We start from the raw sequence: 20,509 nt of genomic DNA, 5'->3' as shown, positions 1-20,509 counted from the left end.
CTTACCTCCCGACGGCTGCGGAGCGGCCTGCGATTGTGCCGTCCTCGATCCGGATCACTCTGTCGGCGGTTTGCGAAATTTCCTCGTTATGGGTAATCATGACGATCGTCTGATTGAACTGCTCGCTCATTTGCTTCATCAGAATAAGAACTTCCTGGCTCGTCTTGCTGTCTAGATTGCCGGTAGGCTCATCGGCCAACACGATGGAAGGCTTGGTCGCCAGTGCCCGCGCGATGGCCACCCGCTGCTGCTGCCCGCCGGAAAGATTGAGCGGCAGGTTGTTCACCTTCTCTTTCAGCCCGAGCGCTCCAATCACTTTATTCACATATCCTTTATCCACTCTCGCGCCGTCAAGCTCGATCGGCAGCACGATATTTTCATAAACGTTAAGAATCGGGATCAAGTTGAAGCTTTGAAACACGAAGCCGACTGATCTCCGTCTGAAAATCGTCAGCTTCTCGTCGTTCATGCTGAAAATATCGTTTCCGTCCAAATAAACCTTGCCCTCCGTGGGCCGGTCCAGGCCGCCGAGCATATGCAGTAAGGTGCTTTTCCCGCTTCCGCTCGTGCCGACAATGACGACAAATTCGCCTTTCTCGACCGACAGGGTAATGCCGTCGAGTGCCTTGACGACATGTTCCCCTTTCCCGTAATATTTCTTCAACGCTTCGATTTGCAAGATCGGCATCGTTCCATCCCCTAAACAAATAGTCTGTACCTTTCGCGTACAAACTTAATGTAGCAAAACAATCTGACATTCCCGTATCTGAAAAATAACGGAGATGTCACATTTGCCCCGATGCCGCCGGCAAGTAAACCGAAAACACGCTCCCCTCTCCAACCTTGGACGAAACTTTAATGTACCCTCCCTGAAGCGCAACGATTTCTCTGGCCAGAAACAATCCAATGCCCACACCTTCGTATTCCGCCGTCCTTTTGCACCTGTAGAACCGTTTGAAAATGAGGTTCAGCTCGCCTTCTTCTATTCCGATGCCCGTATCCGAAATGTCCACTCGGGCAAACATTTCATAGGCTTCGGCCGAAATATGGATTTTGCCTCCTGGTCCGCTGTATTTAACCGCGTTCTCCAGAATGTTGAACAGCGCTTCACTTGTCCATTTCAGATCGTGGACGGCCGCGATTTTCCGGTTGCAATCGATCGTAATCCCGATTCCCTGTTGCTTCGAAAGGTCGTAAATTTGCGATACCGCTTCCGAAATCGTACGGATAACGGGCTTTGGGGTTTGATGAATCGATATGATGCCCGTTTCCAGGCGCGACATTTTTATCAGGGATTGGATGAGCCAGTTCAGCTTCTCCGACTGTGCGTTGACGCTGTCCGCTAACTGCCCCGCTTCCTCGTCGAGCTTGGGATTTTCCCGAAGCAGCTGGCTGTAGAGCATGATGTTGGACAAGGGGGTTTTCGTTTGATGGGAGATGTCGGATATGAGCGCTTTGATTTTGTTTTTTTCAGCTTCGAGCTTTCTTTCATGGGTTGTCGACAGGTCGATGTAGCGAATCAGCTTGTTTTCCAGTGACGACAGATTCGTCTCCACATAATCCGATGCCGTCGCTTGACCGTGGATCGCCCGGTCCACCATATCGTCAACCGCTTTGACAATAGAGGCGATTTTTGTTTTCAGCGTCCAAATCCATGCCGCTCCGACGGTGAATACGAATGCCGCGAACAGGAGGGAAATCCATATAATGGTATCATCGAAGGCGTTTATGTACAGTACGGAGGCCGTATAGCCGAGTACGAGAATGAATAGGATGAACGAGAAAACGAAATACGTGCCGCCAAAGCGATGCTCTTCGCTCTTATTCATGGCCGTTCCTTTCCGACCACCTATAGCCCAGGCCGTAGACGGTTTTGATGTAGGTAGGCGAGGAAGGCTCGTCTTCGATCTTGGCGCGCAGCCGTTTAATCGTAACGGTCAGCGCGTTCTCATCGACAAACTCGGCATCGACGGTCCAAATCTGGTTTATCAGCTGCTCTCTCGTCAATATCGTTCCTTTATTCATGACAAGCGCTTTTAACAGCTTCTGCTCGGTTTTGCTCAGCGCGATTTTGCCGCCTTCCTTCTCGAATTCCATCTTCCCGAAGTCAAGCGTCATGCCGTCGATCGCGATCTTGTCCTCAACGTGCGAGACGCTTCTTCGAAGCACCGCCATCACTCTCGCCCGCAGCACCATCAGGCTGAACGGCTTCGTTATATAGTCGTCCCCTCCGAGCTCAAAGCCCGTCACAATGTCCGTCTCGAGGTCGTTCGCCGTCAAGAAGATGATTGGCAATCGGGAATGCCGCCTTATTTTCTCGCAGAAATCAAAACCGCTTCCGTCCGGGAGGTTCACGTCGAGCACGATCAGATCGATGCCGCCCGCAGCAAACAACCGCTCCGCTGCCGCGAGATCGTAAGCTTGTTTTATCGTGACACCGTCTTTGGCAAGGGTAAGGGCGATCCCTTTGTTCAGGCTGACGTCATCCTCGACGACGAGCAATGTGGTCATGGCCAACCCTCTTTTCTCTAATAGCGTTTGTTGTTTTCTATCATCTTACATCCCGCAGGGATCAATTTCCATATCACGTTCTGCCAGACGACGAAATAAGACGTGGATTCAGCTGGTATGACGAGTTATGATCAAGCCGCCTCCAGAACGTAGACGACTACGTTTGACAATGGCATTAGCCAAAGCCAAGGCCAGCGGCTCCTGTTAGTATCTGGGTAAGCTGAAAAACCGTGCCCGAACGAGCACGGTTGAAAATTCCATCGAAGCCGGAATCGCCTCTAATGGATCACCGGGGATTCAAGCATCAATCTATCTCCGCATTGGCCAGGCTCCCGGAGGGGATGCCCCCGCTTGCCAATTACGGGTTGTTTCGCAAGGCGACCGGTGCGGGAGGAACATGCGTATACGATCCGATCACAACATCCGGCAGCTCCTGCTGGAAAATTTCAATCATTTGCTTCATGCCGTAAATTTCGCCCCGGGCTTTTGGAATGAGCTGCAAATAACTTTCCGGGTCGATGTTCAGGTTGCGCATCTGGATAAGTTTAAGCCCGGTCCGCTTCGCAAACCCGATCATCGCTTCAATCTCTTCCTCGCGGTCGGTGACGCCCGGGAAAATCAAATAGTTAATTGACGTGTAGACACCTTTATCGGTTGCATATTTCAGCGATTTTTCCACATTGGCGAGCGTATACGCGCGTGGCTTGTAGTAGGCGTCGTAATGGTCGTCCAGCGCGCTGATGGTGCTCACCCGCATCAGGTCCAAACCGGCATCGACGATGGCGCGGATATGATCGGTTAGACCGGCGTTCGTGTTGATGTTAATATACCCGAGCGACGTTTGCTCGCGGACGCGCCGCATCGCTTCGACGATAATTTTGACCTGTGTCGAAGGCTCTCCTTCGCACCCTTGTCCGAAGCTGATGATCGAGTCGGAATGCTTCAGGTGCTCCAGCATAATATCAACCACTTCGTCTACGGTCGGCTTGAAATTCATCCGGGTCTGAGGCGCAGGGAAGCCGCTGTCGTCCGGCTGTTCGGAAATGCAGCCGAAGCAGCCGGCGTTGCAGGAGTAGGAAACCGGAACGGCCCCTTCCCAGCGCTGCAAAAAGGTGTTGGATGCGGTCAGGCATTCGTATCCGAGCGCACAGTTGGACAAGTGCTTATACAACCGGTTGTCCGGATATTTGGCCAGCAGCCGCTCGACGCTGAGACCGAGCTCCTTGCGGTCGCAGTTCTCCGGATTCCACCGCTGCGGATCGTCCGTCGCATGGGCGGCCACATGGAAGCCGCCGTCTTTCCAGACGACAGCGGTATATCCGAACAGCGGCAGCACCGCTTTCCGGTCCGCTTTCACATAGCCCGGCAGGCACAGACGGGTGAAGCCTTGCGGCAGCAGCGCGCCGACCGCCTGGTAATTGCCGGGCAGCATACGCATTTCGCCGGTTTCGTTATCGATTCCGACTGGGCGCGTGTCGGGCAAACCGACGAGGGTAGCCCCTTCCGGCAGCGGAATGAGCTCGTCCTCCATCAGTTCCACAACCATATCGCCGCTGCGTCCGAGTCCGATCCAATCGGGGTGGTCGAATACGTTCCCCTGTTCATCGGCATAAACGAGATTCATGTCGTCCTCCTATACTTCTTCCCTCTTGTATGCGTTATTCCTTCGCGGCCGAACGTCTCGTCCGCCGCACAGGAGCCGGCTTCGGTTCTTCGGCGCCGTCGCTCGCACCCGGATTCGTAGATTCGGCCAAACTGGCGGTTTCCGCCTCCGCTGCTTTGGATTTCGTTCTCGGCTTCGCAGCCGCCTTTGTAGCGCGCGGTTTGGTCGAAGCGGCGCGGGTGCGCGTCTTCTTCGGTTCAGCCGGCACTTCGGCTACCGCCGCTGCTTCGTCCGGCTTTGCCGCAGGTTCGGAAGCCGGCTCTGCAAGCGCCTGAGCTTCCGGTTTCGCGGGTGCACCCGGCGGCACGGAAGCCGCAGCGGAAGCCGCAGCGGAAGCCGCAGCGGAAGCTGCAGCCGATTCGGCCGCTGCCGTATTCGGCGCCTGATCTCTCGGCGCCAATTCCGCTGCCGGCGCGCTCGGCTTGGACGTCTCCTCTGCCGGCGCTGCCGCAGATGCCGCGCTCGGCTTGGACGTCCCCTCTGCCGACGCTGCCGCTGATGCCGCGCTCGGCCTGGACGTCTCCTCTGCCGGCGCCGCCGCAGATGCCGCGACCGGCCTGGACGTCTGCCCCGCCGGCGATACCGCAGATGCCGCGCTCGGCCTGGACGTCTGCGCCGACGATGACACGGCAGGCGCCGAGTTCGGCTTGTAAGGCGTGCCGGAGGACGACGACGGTCTGCCGGCTTGAGACGACGAGCCGGTCGTCGCCGAGCTTGGACGGGATGCAGACGGCGGGTTCGAGCTCGGTCTGGAGTAAGAACCGGGCGTGCCGGTGAACGATGCTCCGCCTGTGCGCGATCCCGGCGCTGACGGCGATGCAGAGCCCGGTCTGGATGACATTCCCGGCGAAGACGATGTCGACGTCATGCCCGGTCTGGATGACGAGCCGGAAACCTGGGGATTCATTCCCCCCGGTCGGGGTGATGAAGTCATGCGTCCGGACGAGGTGGAAGCCGAAGACGGATAGGAGCGCTGCGCCTGCGGCTGAGACTGCGGCGGCTGCTGCGCCTGCGGTCCCGCCCCGCTGCGGGCGGCATTTTTCGATTCCAGCGTGGACAAAAACTCGGCATTCGTCTTCGTTTCGCCCAGCTTCCGCAGGAAACCATCTACAAAATCCGGCGAATCGTTCATATTTTTGCGGATCACCCATACTTTATCCAGCTCTTCTTTCGTCAGCAGCAAATCTTCGCGCCGCGTGCCCGAACGACGGATATCGAGCGCCGGAAAGATGCGTCTTTCCGCCAGCTTGCGGTCCAGATGCAGCTCCATGTTGCCCGTACCTTTAAACTCCTCATAAATGATGTCGTCCATCCGGGAGCCCGTATCAATCAGAGCGGTTGCAAGAATCGTCAGACTGCCGCCTTCCTCAATGTTGCGCGCCGATCCGAAAAACCGCTTCGGACGATGGAAAGCCGCCGGATCGATACCGCCGCTGAGCGTTCTTCCCGAAGGAGGAATGACCAGGTTGTACGCCCGCGCAAGCCGCGTGATGCTGTCGAGCAAAATGACTACGTCCTTCTTATGTTCCACAAGGCGAAGCGCCCTCTCCAGAACAAGCTCTGCCACCTTAATATGGTTTTCCGGAAGCTCGTCGAAGGTGGATGCCACCACTTCTCCCCGAACCGAACGCGACATGTCGGTTACTTCTTCGGGCCGTTCGTCGATCAGCAGGACGAAGAGCTCGATTTCGGGTCGGTTTTCAGAGATGCTGTTGGCGATTTCCTTCAAGAGGAGCGTCTTACCGGCTTTGGGCGGCGCTACGATCAAACCGCGTTGACCAAGTCCAACCGGAGCAAGCAGGTCCATAATTCGGGTAGATAATTTCGTCGGAGAAGTCTCAAGTACCAGCTTCTGTTGTGGAAAAAGAGGGGTTAAAGCGGGAAAATGAAGGCGCTCTGACGCCGTTTCGGGATTTTCGCCGTTTACGGCGTTAACTTGAAGCAGTCCGAAATAACGTTCGTTTTCTTTGGGCGGCCGGCATTTGCCGGATACCAGATCACCGCTTCTTAAATCAAATCTGCGTATTTGGGAGGCTGAAATATAGATGTCCTCCGAGCTGGGCAAGTAATTGATCGGCCTTAGGAAACCGAATCCTTCCGGCAAAATATCAAGCACACCCTGCATGAACATCAGTCCGCCCTGCTCAGCCTGCGCACGCAGGATTGCAAAAATCAGTTCTTTCTTCTTCATCTGGCCATACGAGGGAATCTGGTGCTGCTTGGCCAGCTTATACAAGTCGTTTAGCTTCATTTCTTCCAGATCCGCGATCTGAAGATCACTCATATTCTCACCACTTTATTCAGTTTTCAATTGGAATTGTAAAACGGTCACAAAACGTCGGCGACTTTTTTGGGCTGTACGATCAGTCTGTTCTTATCCGCACTTTCTTCATTAAACACATTTGCACTGTTCTTAATCTACTCTTTCATCTTATCCGCTTTAGGCAGACTCTATTCCGCCCGGTAGATACTTGATACGTATTGCGTCCCGGGCGGAATCGGTTCCGAGAATGAAATGCGGCCTGAGAGCAGGGGATCTAATCTTTTTCGCGCCAGACATCGGCACCCAGCGCACGGAGTTTTTCGACCAAGTTATCATATCCGCGGTCGATATAATCAACCCCGGTAATTTCGGTAATTCCATCCGCTACCGTCAAGGCGGCCACGACAAGCGCCGCTCCCGCACGCAGATCGGCCGCTTTCACCTTTGCGCTGTTTAGCTGGTTGCCTTCGATGATGGCGGAACGGCCTTCAACACGGATATTGGCACCCATGCGCACCAGCTCGGGCACATGTTTAAAGCGATTGCTGTAAACATAATCGGTCAAAATGCTGACACCGCTCGCCTGCGTAAGCAGACTGGTCATCGGCGACTGCAGATCGGTGGCAAAGCCCGGATAAACAAGCGCCTTCACATCGACCGCCTCATACCGGGGTGCGCCTACGATGCGGATCGCTTCATCCATTTCCTCCACATGAACGCCCAATTCGAGCAGCTTCGCCGTTATCGCTTCCATATGTTTCGGAATGACGCCGTCAATGAGCACGTCGCCGCGCGTCGCTGCGGCTGCAATCATGTATGTGCCCGCCTGAATGCGGTCCGGAATAATGGAATGGCGGCAGCCGTGAAGACCGTCGACACCTTCGATGCGGATCGTTTCGGTGCCCGCGCCTTTGATCTTGGCGCCCATTGCATTAAGTAATGTTGCGACATCTATTATTTCAGGCTCTTTAGCCGCGTTTTCAATTGTCGTTAAGCCTTTAGCACGAGAGGCTGCAAGCATAATATTAATCGTCGCTCCAACACTGGAAACGTCTAAATAAATTTTGGCTCCGCGCAGCTCCTTCGCAACGATGCGGATGGAGCCTTGATCGTTGGATACTTGCGCTCCTAAAGCTTCAAATCCTTTAATATGCTGGTCAATCGGTCGGGGTTCAAAGTTGCATCCGCCCGGCAGACCGATCGTTGCTTCACCGAAACGCCCGAGCAGGGCTCCCATCAAATAATAAGATGCGCGCAGCAGCTTTACTTTGCCGTTCGGCATCGGGATCGAATTGAGCGAGGAAGAGTCGATTCGCATCGTTTCCCCGTTCCATGAAATACCGGCCCCCAGCTGCTCCAGCAGGTCTGCGTATACGGCAACGTCGCTTAAGTGCGGCAGGTTGTCCAGAACGACTTCCGATTCGGCCAAAATAGCCGCCGGAAGCAGCGCAACCGCGCTGTTCTTGGCGCCGCTGATGCTTACCGTCCCCCGCAGCGGGCGTCCGCCGCGAATCATTAATTTGTCCATGAAGATAGATCCTCCCCGGGAAGAAAGAACAAAGAAAAACCGCCCCGGCCATGCGCTGGCAGCCGGATAAGGGCTTCCCCCTGCAGCGCTGCCGCTGCCTCGCAAGAGGTCAGCGGCGGCGCCGCAGAGGTTGCGCCGCGCAGCTTAAGCTGGAGGGCGGGCCACTTTCCGGCAGCATTGCCGGCCGATCGGGCGGTTAATCATCCATTGTTCCGGAAGTTATGCTTGGTTGCTGCTTCCGAACAAACGGATTTTTTCTTGAACGACTGCTTGCATCGCTTTGATGGCAGGGTTCAAATATTTACGAGGGTCGATGATGTCTGCGTTCGAGGCAAGCGCTTCGCGAACGGCTTTCGTACAAGCAACTTGGTTCTCGGTGTTCACGTTGATTTTGCCAACGCCGGCTTGGATGGACTGGCGAATCGCTTCGTCCGGCACCCCGGAGCCGCCGTGAAGAACGATCGGAACCGGAATGGCATCCGCTACTTTTTGAATGATATCGTAGTGGATTTTCGGCTCGCCTTTGTACATGCCGTGCGCCGTGCCGACAGCGATAGCCAGACAGTCAACGCCCGTTTCTTCGTAGTAGCGGATCGCTTCTTCAGGTTTGGCAAGCGTTGCGTCTTCATCCGCAACGCTCAGATCGTCCTCGACGCCGCCGATCGTTCCGAGCTCGCCTTCGACCGAAACACCCATTGCGCGAGCCGCTTTAACGACTTGCTTCGTCAGCTCGATATTTTCTTCCAGACCGTAGTGCGAGCCGTCGAACATAACCGACGAAAAACCTGCGCGGATACATTTCATTGCAACTTCAAAGCTGCTGCCGTGGTCAAGGTGCAAAGCGATCGGAAGTCCCGATTCTTTCGCAGCCGCTTCCGCGATTGCAACGGTATATTCAATCCCCATATATTTCAGAGCGCCTTCGCTGACTCCGAAAATGAACGGCGATTTCTCAGCCATTGCAGCTTGGGTGATCGCTTTCGCGAATTCCAGGTTGTTCAGGTTAAATTGACCGACCGCAAACTTGTTTTCTTTTGCCTTCGGCAAAAATTCGTTCATTGATACGAGTGGCATATGTCTCGTCCTCCTATAACCGACTATTCGTTATTCAAGCCCGCTTCCGACTTGTCATCCTGAGTTATTATATCACACTGGGACAACGATGTGTAAATGTCTTGTATTGCTAAAAAAATAAAGGCCCTGATGAATCAGGACCCGATCGCGTAACGGCTATTCGATTCTCCGCCCCGAAGCTGCATATTGACCGCAAGCCGCATCTCATCAATGTCGAACGGCTTCGTGAAATGCATAAGCGCCCCCAGGTCGGTCGCTTCCTTGATCATATCGAGCTCGCCGTAGGCGGTCATCATGATCACTTTAATGTCGCGGTTTATCGTTTTGATATGTTTCAAAATTTCCAGCCCGTCCATGCCCGGTATCTTCATATCAAGCAGCACCAGATCGGGGTTGTCCCTCTTTACGATCTCCAGCGCCAGCCTGCCGTTTGAAGCCTGAAAAGTCAAATATCCTTCGCTGCTGAACACTTCCATGAGAAGAACGCGAATTCCATTCTGATCGTCAACGATCAACACTTTCTTCTTTTCCACTTCAAAACCTCCTATTAAAGTTACCCGCGCATCCGCCGTATTGAAGAAGGTGTCGCTGCCGGCATCTTGTACAGAGTCCGGGGCAGACACCCGATTCATTCTCGGATAAACTTATTCGCGTTTAACAGGCAGGATTCCTTCCCAAGTTAGGAAAAAAATGATGACCGCCGACATTCAGAGTTGTCCCTTAAATAAGGAACCTTGGAAAATAAAGGCCGTTCTACTCGTTCCTGTTGAGCGCAGCCCGCACAAAACCGCGGAACAGCGCCTGCGGACGGTTCGGACGCGACGTAAATTCAGGGTGGAACTGAACCGCAAGGAACCAAGGATGATCCGGCAGCTCCACGATTTCCACCAGACGCCCGTCCGGCGAGGTTCCCGAAATTTTCAGGCCGGCCGATTCGATCCGCTCCCTGTATTCGTTGTTGAATTCGTAGCGGTGGCGATGGCGCTCGTACACGAGCTCGTCGTCGTATTCCCGCATCGCAAGCGAACCTTCCGCCAGCTTGCAAGGATACAGTCCGAGACGCATCGTGCCGCCGAGATTTTCAATGTCTTTCTGCTCCGGCAGCAGGTCGATGACAGGATAGTCCGTCGAAGGGTTAATCTCCGAGCTGTTGGCCCCGTGCAGACCGACCACATTGCGGGCATACTCGACAACGGCAACCTGCATGCCAAGACAAATGCCGAAGAACGGAACGCGCTGCTCGCGCGCATATTGGATCGCGACCACTTTGCCTTCGATCCCACGGTCGCCGAAGCCGCCCGGAACGAGAATGCCGCTGACGCCCTGCAGCTTGTCCGCAACGTTCTGCTCCGTCAGCTCCTCAGCGTCCACCCAGCGCAGCTTCACTTCCGCATCCGCGTCGAATCCCGCGTGGCTCAGCGATTCCACAATGCTGAGGTAGGCGTCATGCAAAGCGACATATTTGCCGACAATGGCGATTTCGGTCGTCCGTTTCAAATTTTTGACCCGGTCGACCAGACGAAGCCATTCGGTCATATCCGGCTCGCCCGCCTTCAGCTTCAGGTGGTTGACGACGATGTCGTCCAGCCCCTGCTCGCGGAGCATAAGCGGCACTTCATACAGTGTGGATGCATCGCGGCACTCAACGACCGCGCCTTCGTCAATATCGCAGAACAGCGCAATTTTGCGCTTCATGTCCTCGGAAATCTCCCGCTCCGTACGACAGACGATGACGTTCGGCTGGATGCCGATGCTCCGCAGCTCCTTCACGCTGTGCTGGGTCGGCTTCGTTTTCACTTCGCCGGCCGCTTTAATGTAAGGAATGAGCGTCACGTGGATATACATGACGTTGTCCCGTCCGATGTCGCTCTTGATTTGGCGGATCGCTTCCAGAAACGGAAGGCTCTCGATATCGCCGACGGTACCGCCGATTTCCGTAATGACGACGTCCGAGCCGGCTTCCTTGCCGGCGCGGAACACCCGGTCCTTAATTTCGTTCGTAATGTGCGGTATTACCTGTACTGTGCCGCCGAGATACTCGCCGCGACGTTCTTTTGTGATGACGGAGGAATAGATTTTTCCGGTCGTAACGTTGCTGTTTTTGGAAAGATTAATGTCGATGAACCGCTCATAATGGCCAAGGTCAAGGTCGGTTTCGGCGCCGTCGTCCGTCACGAATACTTCGCCGTGCTGATACGGGCTCATCGTGCCCGGATCGACGTTAATATAAGGGTCGAACTTCTGAATCGTCACTTTCAAGCCCCGGTTCTTGAGCAGCCTGCCGAGAGATGCAGCCGTAATCCCTTTGCCAAGGGAAGATACAACGCCTCCGGTCACAAAAATATACTTAGTCACTTTATGGTACCCTCCATGCTCCTATAATTATAATTTATGGTTACCCATTTACCCGATATTAATGGCGCGAGCACGCCTAAAAAAAACAAAAAAAGTGACACCCGTGTTAAGGGGGCACTTTTCGTTATCGAATCGGAAAGCGGCCGCGCATGCGTCTGCCATTGTCCCGATGAACAGGCGCATAACCGCACCGTAAATGCGGCAGCAGCATGTGCTTGTATCCATCTTATATAGAGTCGTTCTTGAAGCCCATGCAATAGTTTACTCGACCGCAAGGGCCCTGTCAAGGAAATGTAAAGCGCCCCGGGAGTCCCGGAGCGCTGCTGTCTATTTCAGGTCGTCCTGATCGTCATCGTCGTCCGAATCGTCGGTGTCTTCGTCGTCATCATGCAGCTCGTCTTCGGCCGCTTCTTCATCATCCAAATCTTCATCGTCGATGACTTCGTCGACCCCTTCGTCGTCATCGCCTTCTTCGAACTCGCGGTCTTCGTCGAACGCATCGAAATCTTCTTCGTCGGCGGAATAGGTTTCTTCTTCCTCGTCGACGTAGCTGTCGTCGTCATCGTCATCGTCATCGTTAATGATGCGCGGACGCTTGGCATTCGCAACCGGATCCTCGGAGCGTTCGACCGGATACCAGCGCTTCAGTCCCCACATATTGCTGCCTACGCAAGCGAAACGGCCGTCGATGTTGATCTCCGTGTACACCTGGGCAATGACATCGTTGATCTCTGCCTCCGACAACCCGCGGTATTTCGCAATTTCCTTCATCAAATCCCGGTAGTAGTATGGCGTATTGGCGCTTTTGAGCACCTCGAATGCCAAATCGACCATCGGCATCTCTTTCAGACGCTCGGAATCGAATTTCTGAGACAGATTGCTGCTCATCTACATGGACACATCCTCTCGAAACAAATCAACTTTATCTGCGGTCCCAAAATCCGTATCTAGAGTTCTTTCCTTTTATCAAACTATAGTAAAACCTATTTTATTCAAAAAAGCAAGCCTCGAGGATACAGCACGTCCCCACCCGCTCATCCGTTCATCCGGAAGACGACGCCGCCCCGTCAGGCGCACCCGCCCGAGTCCCTTAAGCGGCCCGCGCGCCCGCTGCAGCTTGTCCTTACATGCCGTAAACGCAAAGAAAAAACGAAGGGACATCCCTTCGTTTTTGACTGTATCCTCCCGGCTATCGGCGTCAGAGCGTCATTCCGGGTTGGCAGGAGCCTTGTGGACTCTTACTTCATCTTATGTCGGGATCGGTCGGATGACACGGTTTGCAGCCTAAATGTTTCAAACAGGGCAAGTTGCTCATGCGGCGGGGGACGCTCGGTCATACAATACTGCAGCATTGTCCGTCGGGAGGGAACTCATCTTGGACACGACCGTATTGTACCGTTCGCTGAAGGGTATGTTGAACCTCACGGGTTCATCCCGTAAAAACCGGATCAAAATCCGTGAAGCCGTCCAGAAAAATTTCCAGTATTCCAAGGGGATTCCATGGGGAGTAAGGCATATCCGCGCCCCTCAGGCATGGAGCCAGACAACCGGTTACCGGGTAAAAATCGCTGTTATCGATACCGGCGTCGACTTCAGCCATCCCGATTTGAAAAACTCGCTTGCCGGCGGCATTAATCTGGTTAACCGGGCCCAACCTCCGCACGACGACAACGGACACGGCACCCATATCGCCGGAACGATCGCCGCAGCCAACCGGATCCAAGGCATGATTGGTGTTGCGCCGCGCGCCATTATTTATCCGGTCAAAGCCTTCGATCAGAACGGAAGCGCCTATGTTGCCGATATCGTGCTGGCGATCGAATGGTGCATTCGCAACCGGATGGACATTATTAATATGAGCTTCGGTATGAAAAGCCGCAGCAAGTCGCTGCTCACAGCCGTAGTCAACGCTTATAATGCCGGCATTGTTATCATTGCTTCCTCCGGCAATGACGGCAAACGCCGTACCGTCGATTACCCCGCCCGCTACACGCATACGATCTCCGTCGGAGCGACAACCCGCCAGCGGCGCATCGCCCCCTTCAGCAACCGCGGTTCCCTCATCGACGTTTACGCCCCCGGCGACAAAATTCACTCCGCCTGGCTGAACGGCGCCTATAACGAAATGAGCGGCACATCGATGGCAACTTCTCATGTAAGCGGAGCGGTCGCCCTGCTGCTGTCGAAACATCCGGGAATCTCTCCGGCAGAAGTGAAAGCGATCTTAAAGAAATCGGTGCAGCCGATCAAAGGCGTCAAAATGCTGCGAATGACCGGCGAGATCGACATTCTCCGCATGCTGAAAGCTACGGACCCATAGCGGCGGGAGGAAAAAGGGCGCTATACTGACCCATTTGATCTTCCGATCGCTCTTGAGCAGAGTGGAAAAAGGAGCGCTGCGCGAGGCCATTAGATCTTCCGATCGCTCTTGCAGCCGGATTGTTTTTATTATATTTAAGCCTTAGCAGGGCTACAATCCGTCTGCAAATGCGAACGCTGGCGCTTCTACAGATTCAAATGGCCCCCGGCCCCCGCTTCGCTTACCTTTTTCGAGCCCCGCGTTACCCCGCTTCGGTCTTGAGGAAAGAAAGCCTCGAAGTCCGGCGGCTTTCCTTTGCCCACAATCTGCTTAAGAAGCAGAAAGAGCTCAAAAGCAAACAGGGCTATCCCATAAGTCATCGGAGATGATGACTTGGGACAGCCCCTTGTTTCGTTTATAAAGGCGTTACATCCGTTCCGGAGCGGACACGCCGATCAGGCGCAGCACGTTGGCAAGCACGGTGCGGACCGCGCCGAGCAGCGCCAGACGCGCCTGCGTCTGCTCGCCGTCCTCGGTAATGACACGCTCCGCCCGATAGTAGCTGTGGAAGTTCGACGCCAGCTCATATACATAACGGACGATGCGGTGGGGCGCATATTGTGCCGCCGCTTCGGCAATTTCCTGCGGCAGCTCGCCCATTTTGCGCAGCAGGTCGAACTCGTGCTCGGCTGTCAGCTTATTGAACCGGACCGCGTCCAGCGACGGCACCGTTACGCCCTGCTCTTCGGCCTGGCGGAAAATGCTGCAAATGCGGGCGTGCGCGTACTGCACGTAATAAACCGGGTTTTCGTTGGACGTGGAAATCGCCAGGTCCATATCGAAATCCAGATGCGAATCCATACTGCGCATCGTGAAGAAGTAGCGGATCGCGTCGACGCCGACCTCGTCCATCAAGTCTTCCATCGTGACCGCTTTGCCGGTCCGCTTGGACATTTTTACTTTCTCGCCGTTCTGGAACAGACTAACCATTTGCGCAATGAGCACGATCAGCTTGTCCGGGTCGTTGCCGAGCGCCTCCATCGCCGCCTTCATGCGCGGAATGTAACCGTGGTGGTCGGCGCCCCAAATGTTGATGATCCGGTCATAACCGCGCGCGTATTTGTCGCGGTGGTACGCGATATCAGGCGTCAAATACGTATAGGATCCGTCATTTTTCACCAGAACGCGGTTTTTGTCGTCGCCGAACGTCATGGACGAGAGCCACGTCGCGCCGTCCTCCTCGTACACTTGCCCCTTGGCCTTCAGCGCGTCAAGCGCCTCCGTGATGCGGCCGCTCTCATAAAGCGACGTCTCGCTGAACCACTCGTTGAACGAGACGCGGAAGCGGGCGAGGTCGCGTTTGATTTTGTCAAGTTCCCTCTCCAGTCCGTACTGGCGGAAAAAAGCGAACCGTTCTTCGTCCGGCAGCGACAGCAGCGAGTCACCCTTCTCTGCGGCCAGCTCGCGCGCGAAGCCGAAAATATCTTCTCCGTAGTAGCCGTCCTCCGGCATCTCCGCTTCCATTCCGAGCGCCTGCTTGTAGCGGGCTTCGATCGACTTGGCCAGATTTCCCACCTGGGCGCCGGCATCGTTAATATAGTATTCGCGGTCCACGTCGTAGCCGGCGAAGTCCAGCACGCTGCAAAGCGCGTCGCCGACGGCCGCTCCACGGGCGTGACCGAGGTGAAGGCTGCCGGTCGGGTTGGCGCTGACGAACTCCACCTGAATCCGCTCGCCTTTGCGCGCCGCCGCGCGGCCGTAATCGGCTCCCGCTTCCGCAACGTCGGCGATGACGCCGTACAGGAAGCTTTTGTCGAGCCGGAAGTTGATAAAGCCCGGTCCGGCAATTTCAGCCGATTCGATGGAAGCTTTTCCGGCTTCAAGGTTTTGCACAATCGCTTCGGCGATTTGGCGCGGGTTTTTCTTCGCGATCTTCGTCAGCTGCATCGCCGCATTCGTCGCCAGATCGCCGTGCGCTTTCTCCTTCGGCACCTCCAGCACAAAAGCAGGCAGCTGCTCGCGCTCCGCCAGACCGGCCTTGACGACGGCATCGGCGATGGCCTCTTTAATTTGTTCATACAAGCGATTGAGCACATTTGTCTTCATTAACTGTTATCCTCCCGTATATGAAGCCGCAACTGAAAACGGCTGCTTTCCTGCTGTCCGATATGAAGCGTGTACGACCACTGCAGCGTCAGCGGCAGTCCGCATCCGCCCTGCTCCGCCGTAAGCTCCGTCGTCTCCGTCTCGAGCGGAAACGAAAGATGCGGTGATCTGTACCTGCCCGGCCGTCTGCTGCCTGCGGCGAACGTCTGCTCCGACTCCACCCCGCCGCGCCGGGTGAGACTAAGCTCTCCGGGCGTCCAGCGCAGGAGTGTCCGCACGGTGCCATGCAGCTCGTCATCCTCGTCATAACGGACATAAACCGATCTGTCCTTGGGGTAAAACTGTCCGCGAAAGGTTTGAACCGTCTTTGCGCCCCCATCCTGTTTGCTTTCCAGCGCGATGAGAACGCGTCGTTTCTCGTTCATGGTCCGCATCTCCATCTTCCATACTCATGTTACTACTATATACAGGAAAGCGGTACTTTTCAATGCTGGCGCGGCGATTGGGGCTTTGGGAGGCACTTGCGGCGGCAAGCCCGGCCGCAACCAGGCAAGGCGCCGGATGGGGAGAAAAAGGAGGAGAAGGAGCCCCGGCGTTTACACTCCGTCAAATCGAACGGCTCCGGGCTGCGGGAGAACGCCTTAAGCAAAGGGAGCAGTTCAGACTGTCTGCTCGAGAAGGGTTCTTCGAAAGCGCTGCGTTGGCTGCGTTAAATGATATTTACGTTTACGATTCCGTTTGCTTCAAATAAGGGGCAATGACCCGCCATGCTGCAAGCCGGTCCTCCAGCGTCCGCATCGCGGCGGTAGGAATCGGGCTGGTCGACGGAAGCTGGATCAGCTCTACCGCTGAAAAAGCCGGATCGCGGCCGTAATGCCGCCGGAACGTGTCGAATGATTTGCCGCCGTTGAAAGCGAAGCAGCGCAAATTCGGATAATTTCGCACCAGTTCCGGCAAATCGTTCGGCACCGCCTCGCGGATGTTGGCGTCCAGACTGCCCGGGCGCTCGCAGGAGCCGATGACGTCCCACAGCGCGACGCCTTTGCGGCGGGCGTAATCGAGCCTGGCTTCGTAGCTCTCATCCGGCGTGTCGCCGGACAGCCCGTACAGCACCCGCCAAAAATAATTGCGCGGGTTGCCGTAATATTGCCCGAGCTGAAGCGACTGTGCTCCGGGCATGCTGCCGAGCACGAGCAGGGCCGCTTCCCCGTCGATGACAGGCGCAAACGAGTGGATTCTTCCGCTCATAAGGGTGACGCTCCTCCTGTAAGCCGTATAGGCAGCCTGCCCCCTTCCCGGCAAGATTACCGGTTGCGGAACGCGGGCGGCGGCCCGTCCAGCTTTTCGATTTTGCTGCAAATGTCATGCTGCCACTCGTGATCGCCCGTCATCGACGCGAGCAGCGACAGATTGTACAGATTGGCCAGCCGCCGGCAGTGCGCGGCGTTCACGGCCAAGCAGTGCTCAAAGTCGCACTGCTCGTCTTCGGTCAAGCTGCGCCGCTCCCGAATGGTCCACAGCTCGGCCAAACGTTCATGTATCGGCATAATCCCCATGGTCATGCACCTCCTATCAGCCATTATGGCCAAAAAGAGAGGGAAACAAGCCTGCGGGGACTCCGGAACAAAAATATCCGCGTAACTGCGCCTCCGTTCTTTGAGCCGCATCGTGCCGCATCGTGCCGCATCGAGCCGCATCGTTTTCGTAACCTGTTGTTCCGCGTCTCGTCTCTTGGACGGCTTCCCCCGAACATGTATGTCATTCGAGTTCTTTTGTTCACTCTCCCATTAACTCAGGAACCAAGCAGAAACGGCTATCGCCGTCCTTAGCCGTCCTTAATGGTGAACAACTGTATCGTGTCGAAAGATTAAGAATGGATTGGCGTGAAGCTTTATACTTTCATATCTTTTAAGAAAAGCTACTGTTCGGAGCCCTCTCCACGAGGAATGACCCTGTAAGAGGTAGCCTTTCATGCCGAACAGAAAGTTCTTGCGCTTTAATACTTTATTGTAGGTAAACTTTCTGTTGCGGTCACAACAAACGACTTTCGTTTTCTTCAGAACGTTCTTCAGCCTGCTTAGGCGAACGGTCCGAGAGTGATCGCTATGGCGAATAGTACTAAAGCGAACGCCCAAAGGGAACGATTCTGAGATGACTCACTATGGCAAATCCTGAGGCGGACGATCCTGAGATGACTCACTGTGGCAAATCCTGAAACGAACGATCCTGAGATGACTCACTATGGAAAATCCTGAGGCGAACTGTCCTAAGGTTGGCCCCCTCTGGCGAATCGTCCTGACGAACGGTCCCAAGATGCTCCCTCTGGCGAATCGTCCTGGCGAATGGTCTTGGTAAATGGTCCGCAGTGAAGTGTTCGAGATGATTTCCTGAGCCGATGGGAGAATGGACAAAAGATGCTGAAAAGTGACCTTTACCCTACATTCCACCACATTTTTCGCCCCAAAGCGTTATATAATGGGCACGAAAAGCTCCTGTTCGGAGCCCTCGCCACGTTGAATGACCCTGCGAAGAGAAAAAAACAGCACCCAAGACGGCTGCGCTCCCTTGCCGGTTGCCCGATGGGCAGCCCCGATAGGCGGCATACGCTCGGATGCTTTTTTATAAAAAGGCATTTGGAATGCTGCGCGCTAGTCCCGAATGAAGCCGAGCAGCATTTCGCGGATCACTTTGGAGGCGACGATTTGCGTCTGCTCCGTCGGATCATAAGCCGGCGCCACTTCGACCAAATCGCAGCCGACGACGTTGATGCCCGCCTTCGCAATCGCATGCACCGCTTCCAACAGCTCCTTGGACGTAATGCCGCCCGCTTCCGCCGTACCCGTGCCGGGCGCGCAGGACGGATCAAGTACGTCGATGTCGATGGTCAAATAGACGGGACGGCCCGCCAGCTCCGGCAGCACCTTCTTCAGCGGCTCGAGCACCTCGAACGGGTGGAAGTTGATGTTCTCGCGCGCAAACTGCCATTCCTCGCGCGAGCCGGAACGGATGCCGAACTGGTAAATGTTTTTGCCGCCGATCAGGCCGGCCGCCTTTCGCAGCGGAGTGGAGTGCGAAAGCGGCTCGCCTTCGTACTGCTCCCGCAGGTCGGCATGGGCGTCAAAGTGGACGATCGCCAGATCGGGATATTTTTCGTAGACGGCCTGGAATACCGGCCACGATACGAGATGCTCGCCGCCGAGGCCGACCGGCATTTTGCCGTCCGCCAGCACGCCGCGCACGAACTCGCCGATAATGTCGAGCGAGCGGGCGGCGTTGCCGAACGGCAGCAGCAGATCGCCGGCGTCGAAGTACGTAATATCTTCGAGGCTGCGGTCCAGGTACGGGCTGTATTCCTCCAGCCCGATCGAAACCTCGCGGACGCGCGCGGGGCCGAAGCGCGAGCCCGGACGGAACGATACGGTGTAATCCATCGGCATGCCGTAGATGACCGCTTTGGAAGCTTCGTAATCCTCCGAGCTTAAAATAAAGACGTTGCCGGAATATTTTTGATCAAGTTTCATGAAGATGTTGTCCTCGCTTTCTTTCCTCCGCTTACTTCACCAAATCTTCCACAAATTTCGGCAGCGCGAACGCCGCTTTATGCAGTCTCGGGGAGTAATACTTGGTGTCGATTTCCGGGATGGCCGACTCGTCCACCTGCAGCGGGTCGTATTTCTTGCTGCCCATCGTGAACGTCCACAATCCGCTCGGATAGGTCGGGACGTTCGCCCAGTAAACGCGCACGATCGGGAATACTTCCTTCACATCGCGGTTGACGCTTTCGATCAGATCGGCCTTGAACCACGGATTGTCCGTCTGGGCGACGAAGATGCCGTCTTCTTTCAGCGCCTCGTAGATGCCTTGATAGAAGCCGCGGGTAAACAGGTTGACCGCCGGGCCGACCGGCTCCGTGGAGTCGACCATGATGACGTCGTAGCTGTTTTTGTGATCATGAATGTGCATGAAGCCGTCGTTGACGATGACTTCCACGCGCGGGTCGTCGAGGCCTCCGGCAATGTTCGGCAAATATTTTTTCGAATACTCGATCACTTTGCCGTCGATTTCGACGAGAACCGCTTTTTTCACTTGCGGGTGCTTCAAAATTTCACGGATGACGCCGCCGTCGCCGCCGCCGACGACAAGCACGTTCTCCGGGTTCGGGTGCGTATAAAGCGCCGGGTGCGCGACCATTTCATGATAGACGAACTCGTCTTTGTCGGTCGTCATGACCATGCCGTCCAGCACCAGCATCGTGCCGAACTCTTCCGTCTCGATCATATCGAGCTGCTGGAAGTCCGTTTGCTCGTGCACATAGGTCTCCTTAATTTTCGCGGTGATGCCGTAGCTCTCCGTTTGTTTCTCCGTGTACCACAATTCCATGTGAATAATCCCTTCTTTCTTAGCAGGCTGGTGACGGGTTGTCCGTCCTTTTCGGCGTGAAACCGCGCACCGGCGTGGCCGCCCGAAATAAGCTATGTATAGGTCAAAAATACGTTTGCAATCTCGATTGGTAGCGGTTCACCCTGTATTATAGTCAAATCTACCCCCCATTACAAACACAATTGCTTCATATTAATCCACCAATCAATCCTCCAACCGGCACTCTGAAAAATGACGCCGATTCGGGCGCCGCGCTTTCGGGATCCGGTACCTGCATCCTCCATTCGTACATGGCCGTGAATAGCTCGCTCTTCCTTTTTCCATACTAAG

Annotated in this window: 16 protein-coding genes and 1 pseudogene; 1 reads left to right on the top strand and 16 read right to left on the bottom strand. The window is 55.3% G+C overall.

What is annotated here, in order from left to right:
• Position 1: 1 nt before the first annotated feature.
• From VN24_RS10955 to rpoE, 10 genes and pseudogenes are all read right to left on the bottom strand, one after another.
• Positions 2-688, bottom strand: a complete 687-nt coding sequence (locus VN24_RS10955; RefSeq protein ID WP_045670439.1) for an ABC transporter ATP-binding protein — start codon at positions 686-688, stop codon at positions 2-4.
• A gap of 97 nt (positions 689-785) precedes the next feature.
• The gene (locus tag VN24_RS10950; protein ID WP_045670438.1) at positions 786-1,829 is read right to left on the bottom strand and encodes a sensor histidine kinase; all 1,044 of its coding nucleotides are present in this window, start codon (positions 1,827-1,829) and stop codon (positions 786-788) included.
• Positions 1,822-2,511 carry a response regulator transcription factor gene (locus VN24_RS10945; protein ID WP_045670437.1) on the bottom strand — a complete coding sequence of 230 codons (690 nt, stop codon included), beginning with the start codon at positions 2,509-2,511 and terminating at the stop codon, positions 1,822-1,824. Before VN24_RS10945 ends, VN24_RS10950 begins: the two co-directional genes overlap by 8 nt.
• Positions 2,512-2,869: 358 nt before the next feature.
• Positions 2,870-4,135, bottom strand: coding sequence for a radical SAM family protein (locus VN24_RS10940; protein WP_045670436.1), 1,266 nt, complete (start codon positions 4,133-4,135; stop codon positions 2,870-2,872).
• Between the two features lie 1,092 nt (positions 4,136-5,227).
• A pseudogene (gene rho / locus VN24_RS10930) lies at positions 5,228-6,458 on the bottom strand (transcription termination factor Rho); the annotation flags it as partial.
• 253 nt (positions 6,459-6,711) lie between these two features.
• Complete coding sequence (locus VN24_RS10925) at positions 6,712-7,965, bottom strand: UDP-N-acetylglucosamine 1-carboxyvinyltransferase (RefSeq protein ID WP_045670435.1); 1,254 nt, start codon at positions 7,963-7,965, stop codon at positions 6,712-6,714.
• A 219-nt stretch (positions 7,966-8,184) separates the two neighbouring features.
• A complete protein-coding gene (fba, locus tag VN24_RS10920) occupies positions 8,185-9,039 on the bottom strand; it encodes a class II fructose-1,6-bisphosphate aldolase (protein ID WP_045670434.1) in 855 nt (284 codons plus the stop codon).
• A 134-nt stretch (positions 9,040-9,173) separates the two neighbouring features.
• Positions 9,174-9,572 carry a response regulator gene (locus VN24_RS10915; RefSeq protein ID WP_045670433.1) on the bottom strand — a complete coding sequence of 133 codons (399 nt, stop codon included), beginning with the start codon at positions 9,570-9,572 and terminating at the stop codon, positions 9,174-9,176.
• Positions 9,573-9,792: 220 nt separating this feature from the next.
• On the bottom strand, positions 9,793-11,394 hold the full coding sequence (locus tag VN24_RS10910; protein ID WP_045670432.1) for a CTP synthase: 1,602 nt from the start codon (positions 11,392-11,394) through the stop codon (positions 9,793-9,795).
• A gap of 327 nt (positions 11,395-11,721) precedes the next feature.
• Positions 11,722-12,282, bottom strand: a complete 561-nt coding sequence (gene rpoE / locus VN24_RS10905) for a DNA-directed RNA polymerase subunit delta (protein ID WP_045670431.1) — start codon at positions 12,280-12,282, stop codon at positions 11,722-11,724.
• Between the two features lie 523 nt (positions 12,283-12,805).
• Between rpoE and VN24_RS10900 the strand changes: the two genes are divergently transcribed.
• A complete protein-coding gene (locus tag VN24_RS10900) occupies positions 12,806-13,714 on the top strand; it encodes a S8 family peptidase (protein ID WP_420798630.1) in 909 nt (302 codons plus the stop codon).
• Between the two features lie 405 nt (positions 13,715-14,119).
• Here VN24_RS10900 and argS read toward each other — a convergent pair whose 3' ends face one another.
• From argS to speE, 6 genes are all read right to left on the bottom strand, one after another.
• The gene (gene argS / locus VN24_RS10895) at positions 14,120-15,799 is read right to left on the bottom strand and encodes an arginine--tRNA ligase (RefSeq protein ID WP_045670430.1); all 1,680 of its coding nucleotides are present in this window, start codon (positions 15,797-15,799) and stop codon (positions 14,120-14,122) included.
• Entirely contained in the window at positions 15,799-16,224 is a 426-nt protein-coding gene (locus VN24_RS10890; protein ID WP_045670429.1) for a YwiB family protein, read from the bottom strand. The genes argS and VN24_RS10890 overlap by 1 nt, the downstream gene beginning before the upstream one ends.
• A gap of 301 nt (positions 16,225-16,525) precedes the next feature.
• A complete protein-coding gene (locus VN24_RS10880; protein WP_045670427.1) occupies positions 16,526-17,047 on the bottom strand; it encodes a DNA-deoxyinosine glycosylase in 522 nt (173 codons plus the stop codon).
• Between the two features lie 56 nt (positions 17,048-17,103).
• A complete protein-coding gene (locus VN24_RS10875; protein ID WP_193790110.1) occupies positions 17,104-17,355 on the bottom strand; it encodes a DUF7667 family protein in 252 nt (83 codons plus the stop codon).
• A gap of 1,092 nt (positions 17,356-18,447) precedes the next feature.
• Positions 18,448-19,320 (bottom strand): agmatinase, encoded by an 873-nt coding sequence (gene speB, locus VN24_RS10870; RefSeq protein ID WP_045670426.1) that lies wholly within the window; start codon positions 19,318-19,320, stop codon positions 18,448-18,450.
• A gap of 31 nt (positions 19,321-19,351) precedes the next feature.
• The gene (gene speE / locus VN24_RS10865; RefSeq protein ID WP_045670425.1) at positions 19,352-20,179 is read right to left on the bottom strand and encodes a polyamine aminopropyltransferase; all 828 of its coding nucleotides are present in this window, start codon (positions 20,177-20,179) and stop codon (positions 19,352-19,354) included.
• Between the last annotated feature and the right edge of the window lie 330 nt (positions 20,180-20,509).

This window comes from Paenibacillus beijingensis, assembly GCF_000961095.1.
Classification (GTDB): domain Bacteria; phylum Bacillota; class Bacilli; order Paenibacillales; family Paenibacillaceae; genus Paenibacillus_O; species Paenibacillus_O beijingensis.
Note: the sequence above shows the minus strand (reverse complement) of the source record. Positions and strands in the feature narration are given on the sequence as shown.

Excerpts from the sequence above, each read along its gene's own strand:
- VN24_RS10940 (WP_045670436.1), bottom strand. The coding sequence starts at position 4,135 with ATGAATCTCGTTTATGCCGATGAACAGGGGAACGTATTCGACCACCCC.
- VN24_RS10955 (WP_045670439.1), bottom strand. The coding sequence starts at position 688 with ATGCCGATCTTGCAAATCGAAGCGTTGAAGAAATATTACGGGAAAGGG.
- VN24_RS10900 (WP_420798630.1), top strand. The coding sequence starts at position 12,806 with ATGTTGAACCTCACGGGTTCATCCCGTAAAAACCGGATCAAAATCCGT.
- VN24_RS10925 (WP_045670435.1), bottom strand. The coding sequence starts at position 7,965 with ATGGACAAATTAATGATTCGCGGCGGACGCCCGCTGCGGGGGACGGTA.
- rpoE (WP_045670431.1), bottom strand. The coding sequence starts at position 12,282 with ATGAGCAGCAATCTGTCTCAGAAATTCGATTCCGAGCGTCTGAAAGAG.
- speB (WP_045670426.1), bottom strand. The coding sequence starts at position 19,320 with ATGAAACTTGATCAAAAATATTCCGGCAACGTCTTTATTTTAAGCTCG.
- VN24_RS10890 (WP_045670429.1), bottom strand. The coding sequence starts at position 16,224 with ATGAACGAGAAACGACGCGTTCTCATCGCGCTGGAAAGCAAACAGGAT.
- fba (WP_045670434.1), bottom strand. The coding sequence starts at position 9,039 with ATGCCACTCGTATCAATGAACGAATTTTTGCCGAAGGCAAAAGAAAAC.
- argS (WP_045670430.1), bottom strand. The coding sequence starts at position 15,799 with ATGAAGACAAATGTGCTCAATCGCTTGTATGAACAAATTAAAGAGGCC.
- VN24_RS10880 (WP_045670427.1), bottom strand. The coding sequence starts at position 17,047 with ATGAGCGGAAGAATCCACTCGTTTGCGCCTGTCATCGACGGGGAAGCG.
- VN24_RS10950 (WP_045670438.1), bottom strand. The coding sequence starts at position 1,829 with ATGAATAAGAGCGAAGAGCATCGCTTTGGCGGCACGTATTTCGTTTTC.
- speE (WP_045670425.1), bottom strand. The coding sequence starts at position 20,179 with ATGGAATTGTGGTACACGGAGAAACAAACGGAGAGCTACGGCATCACC.
- VN24_RS10875 (WP_193790110.1), bottom strand. The coding sequence starts at position 17,355 with ATGGGGATTATGCCGATACATGAACGTTTGGCCGAGCTGTGGACCATT.
- VN24_RS10945 (WP_045670437.1), bottom strand. The coding sequence starts at position 2,511 with ATGACCACATTGCTCGTCGTCGAGGATGACGTCAGCCTGAACAAAGGG.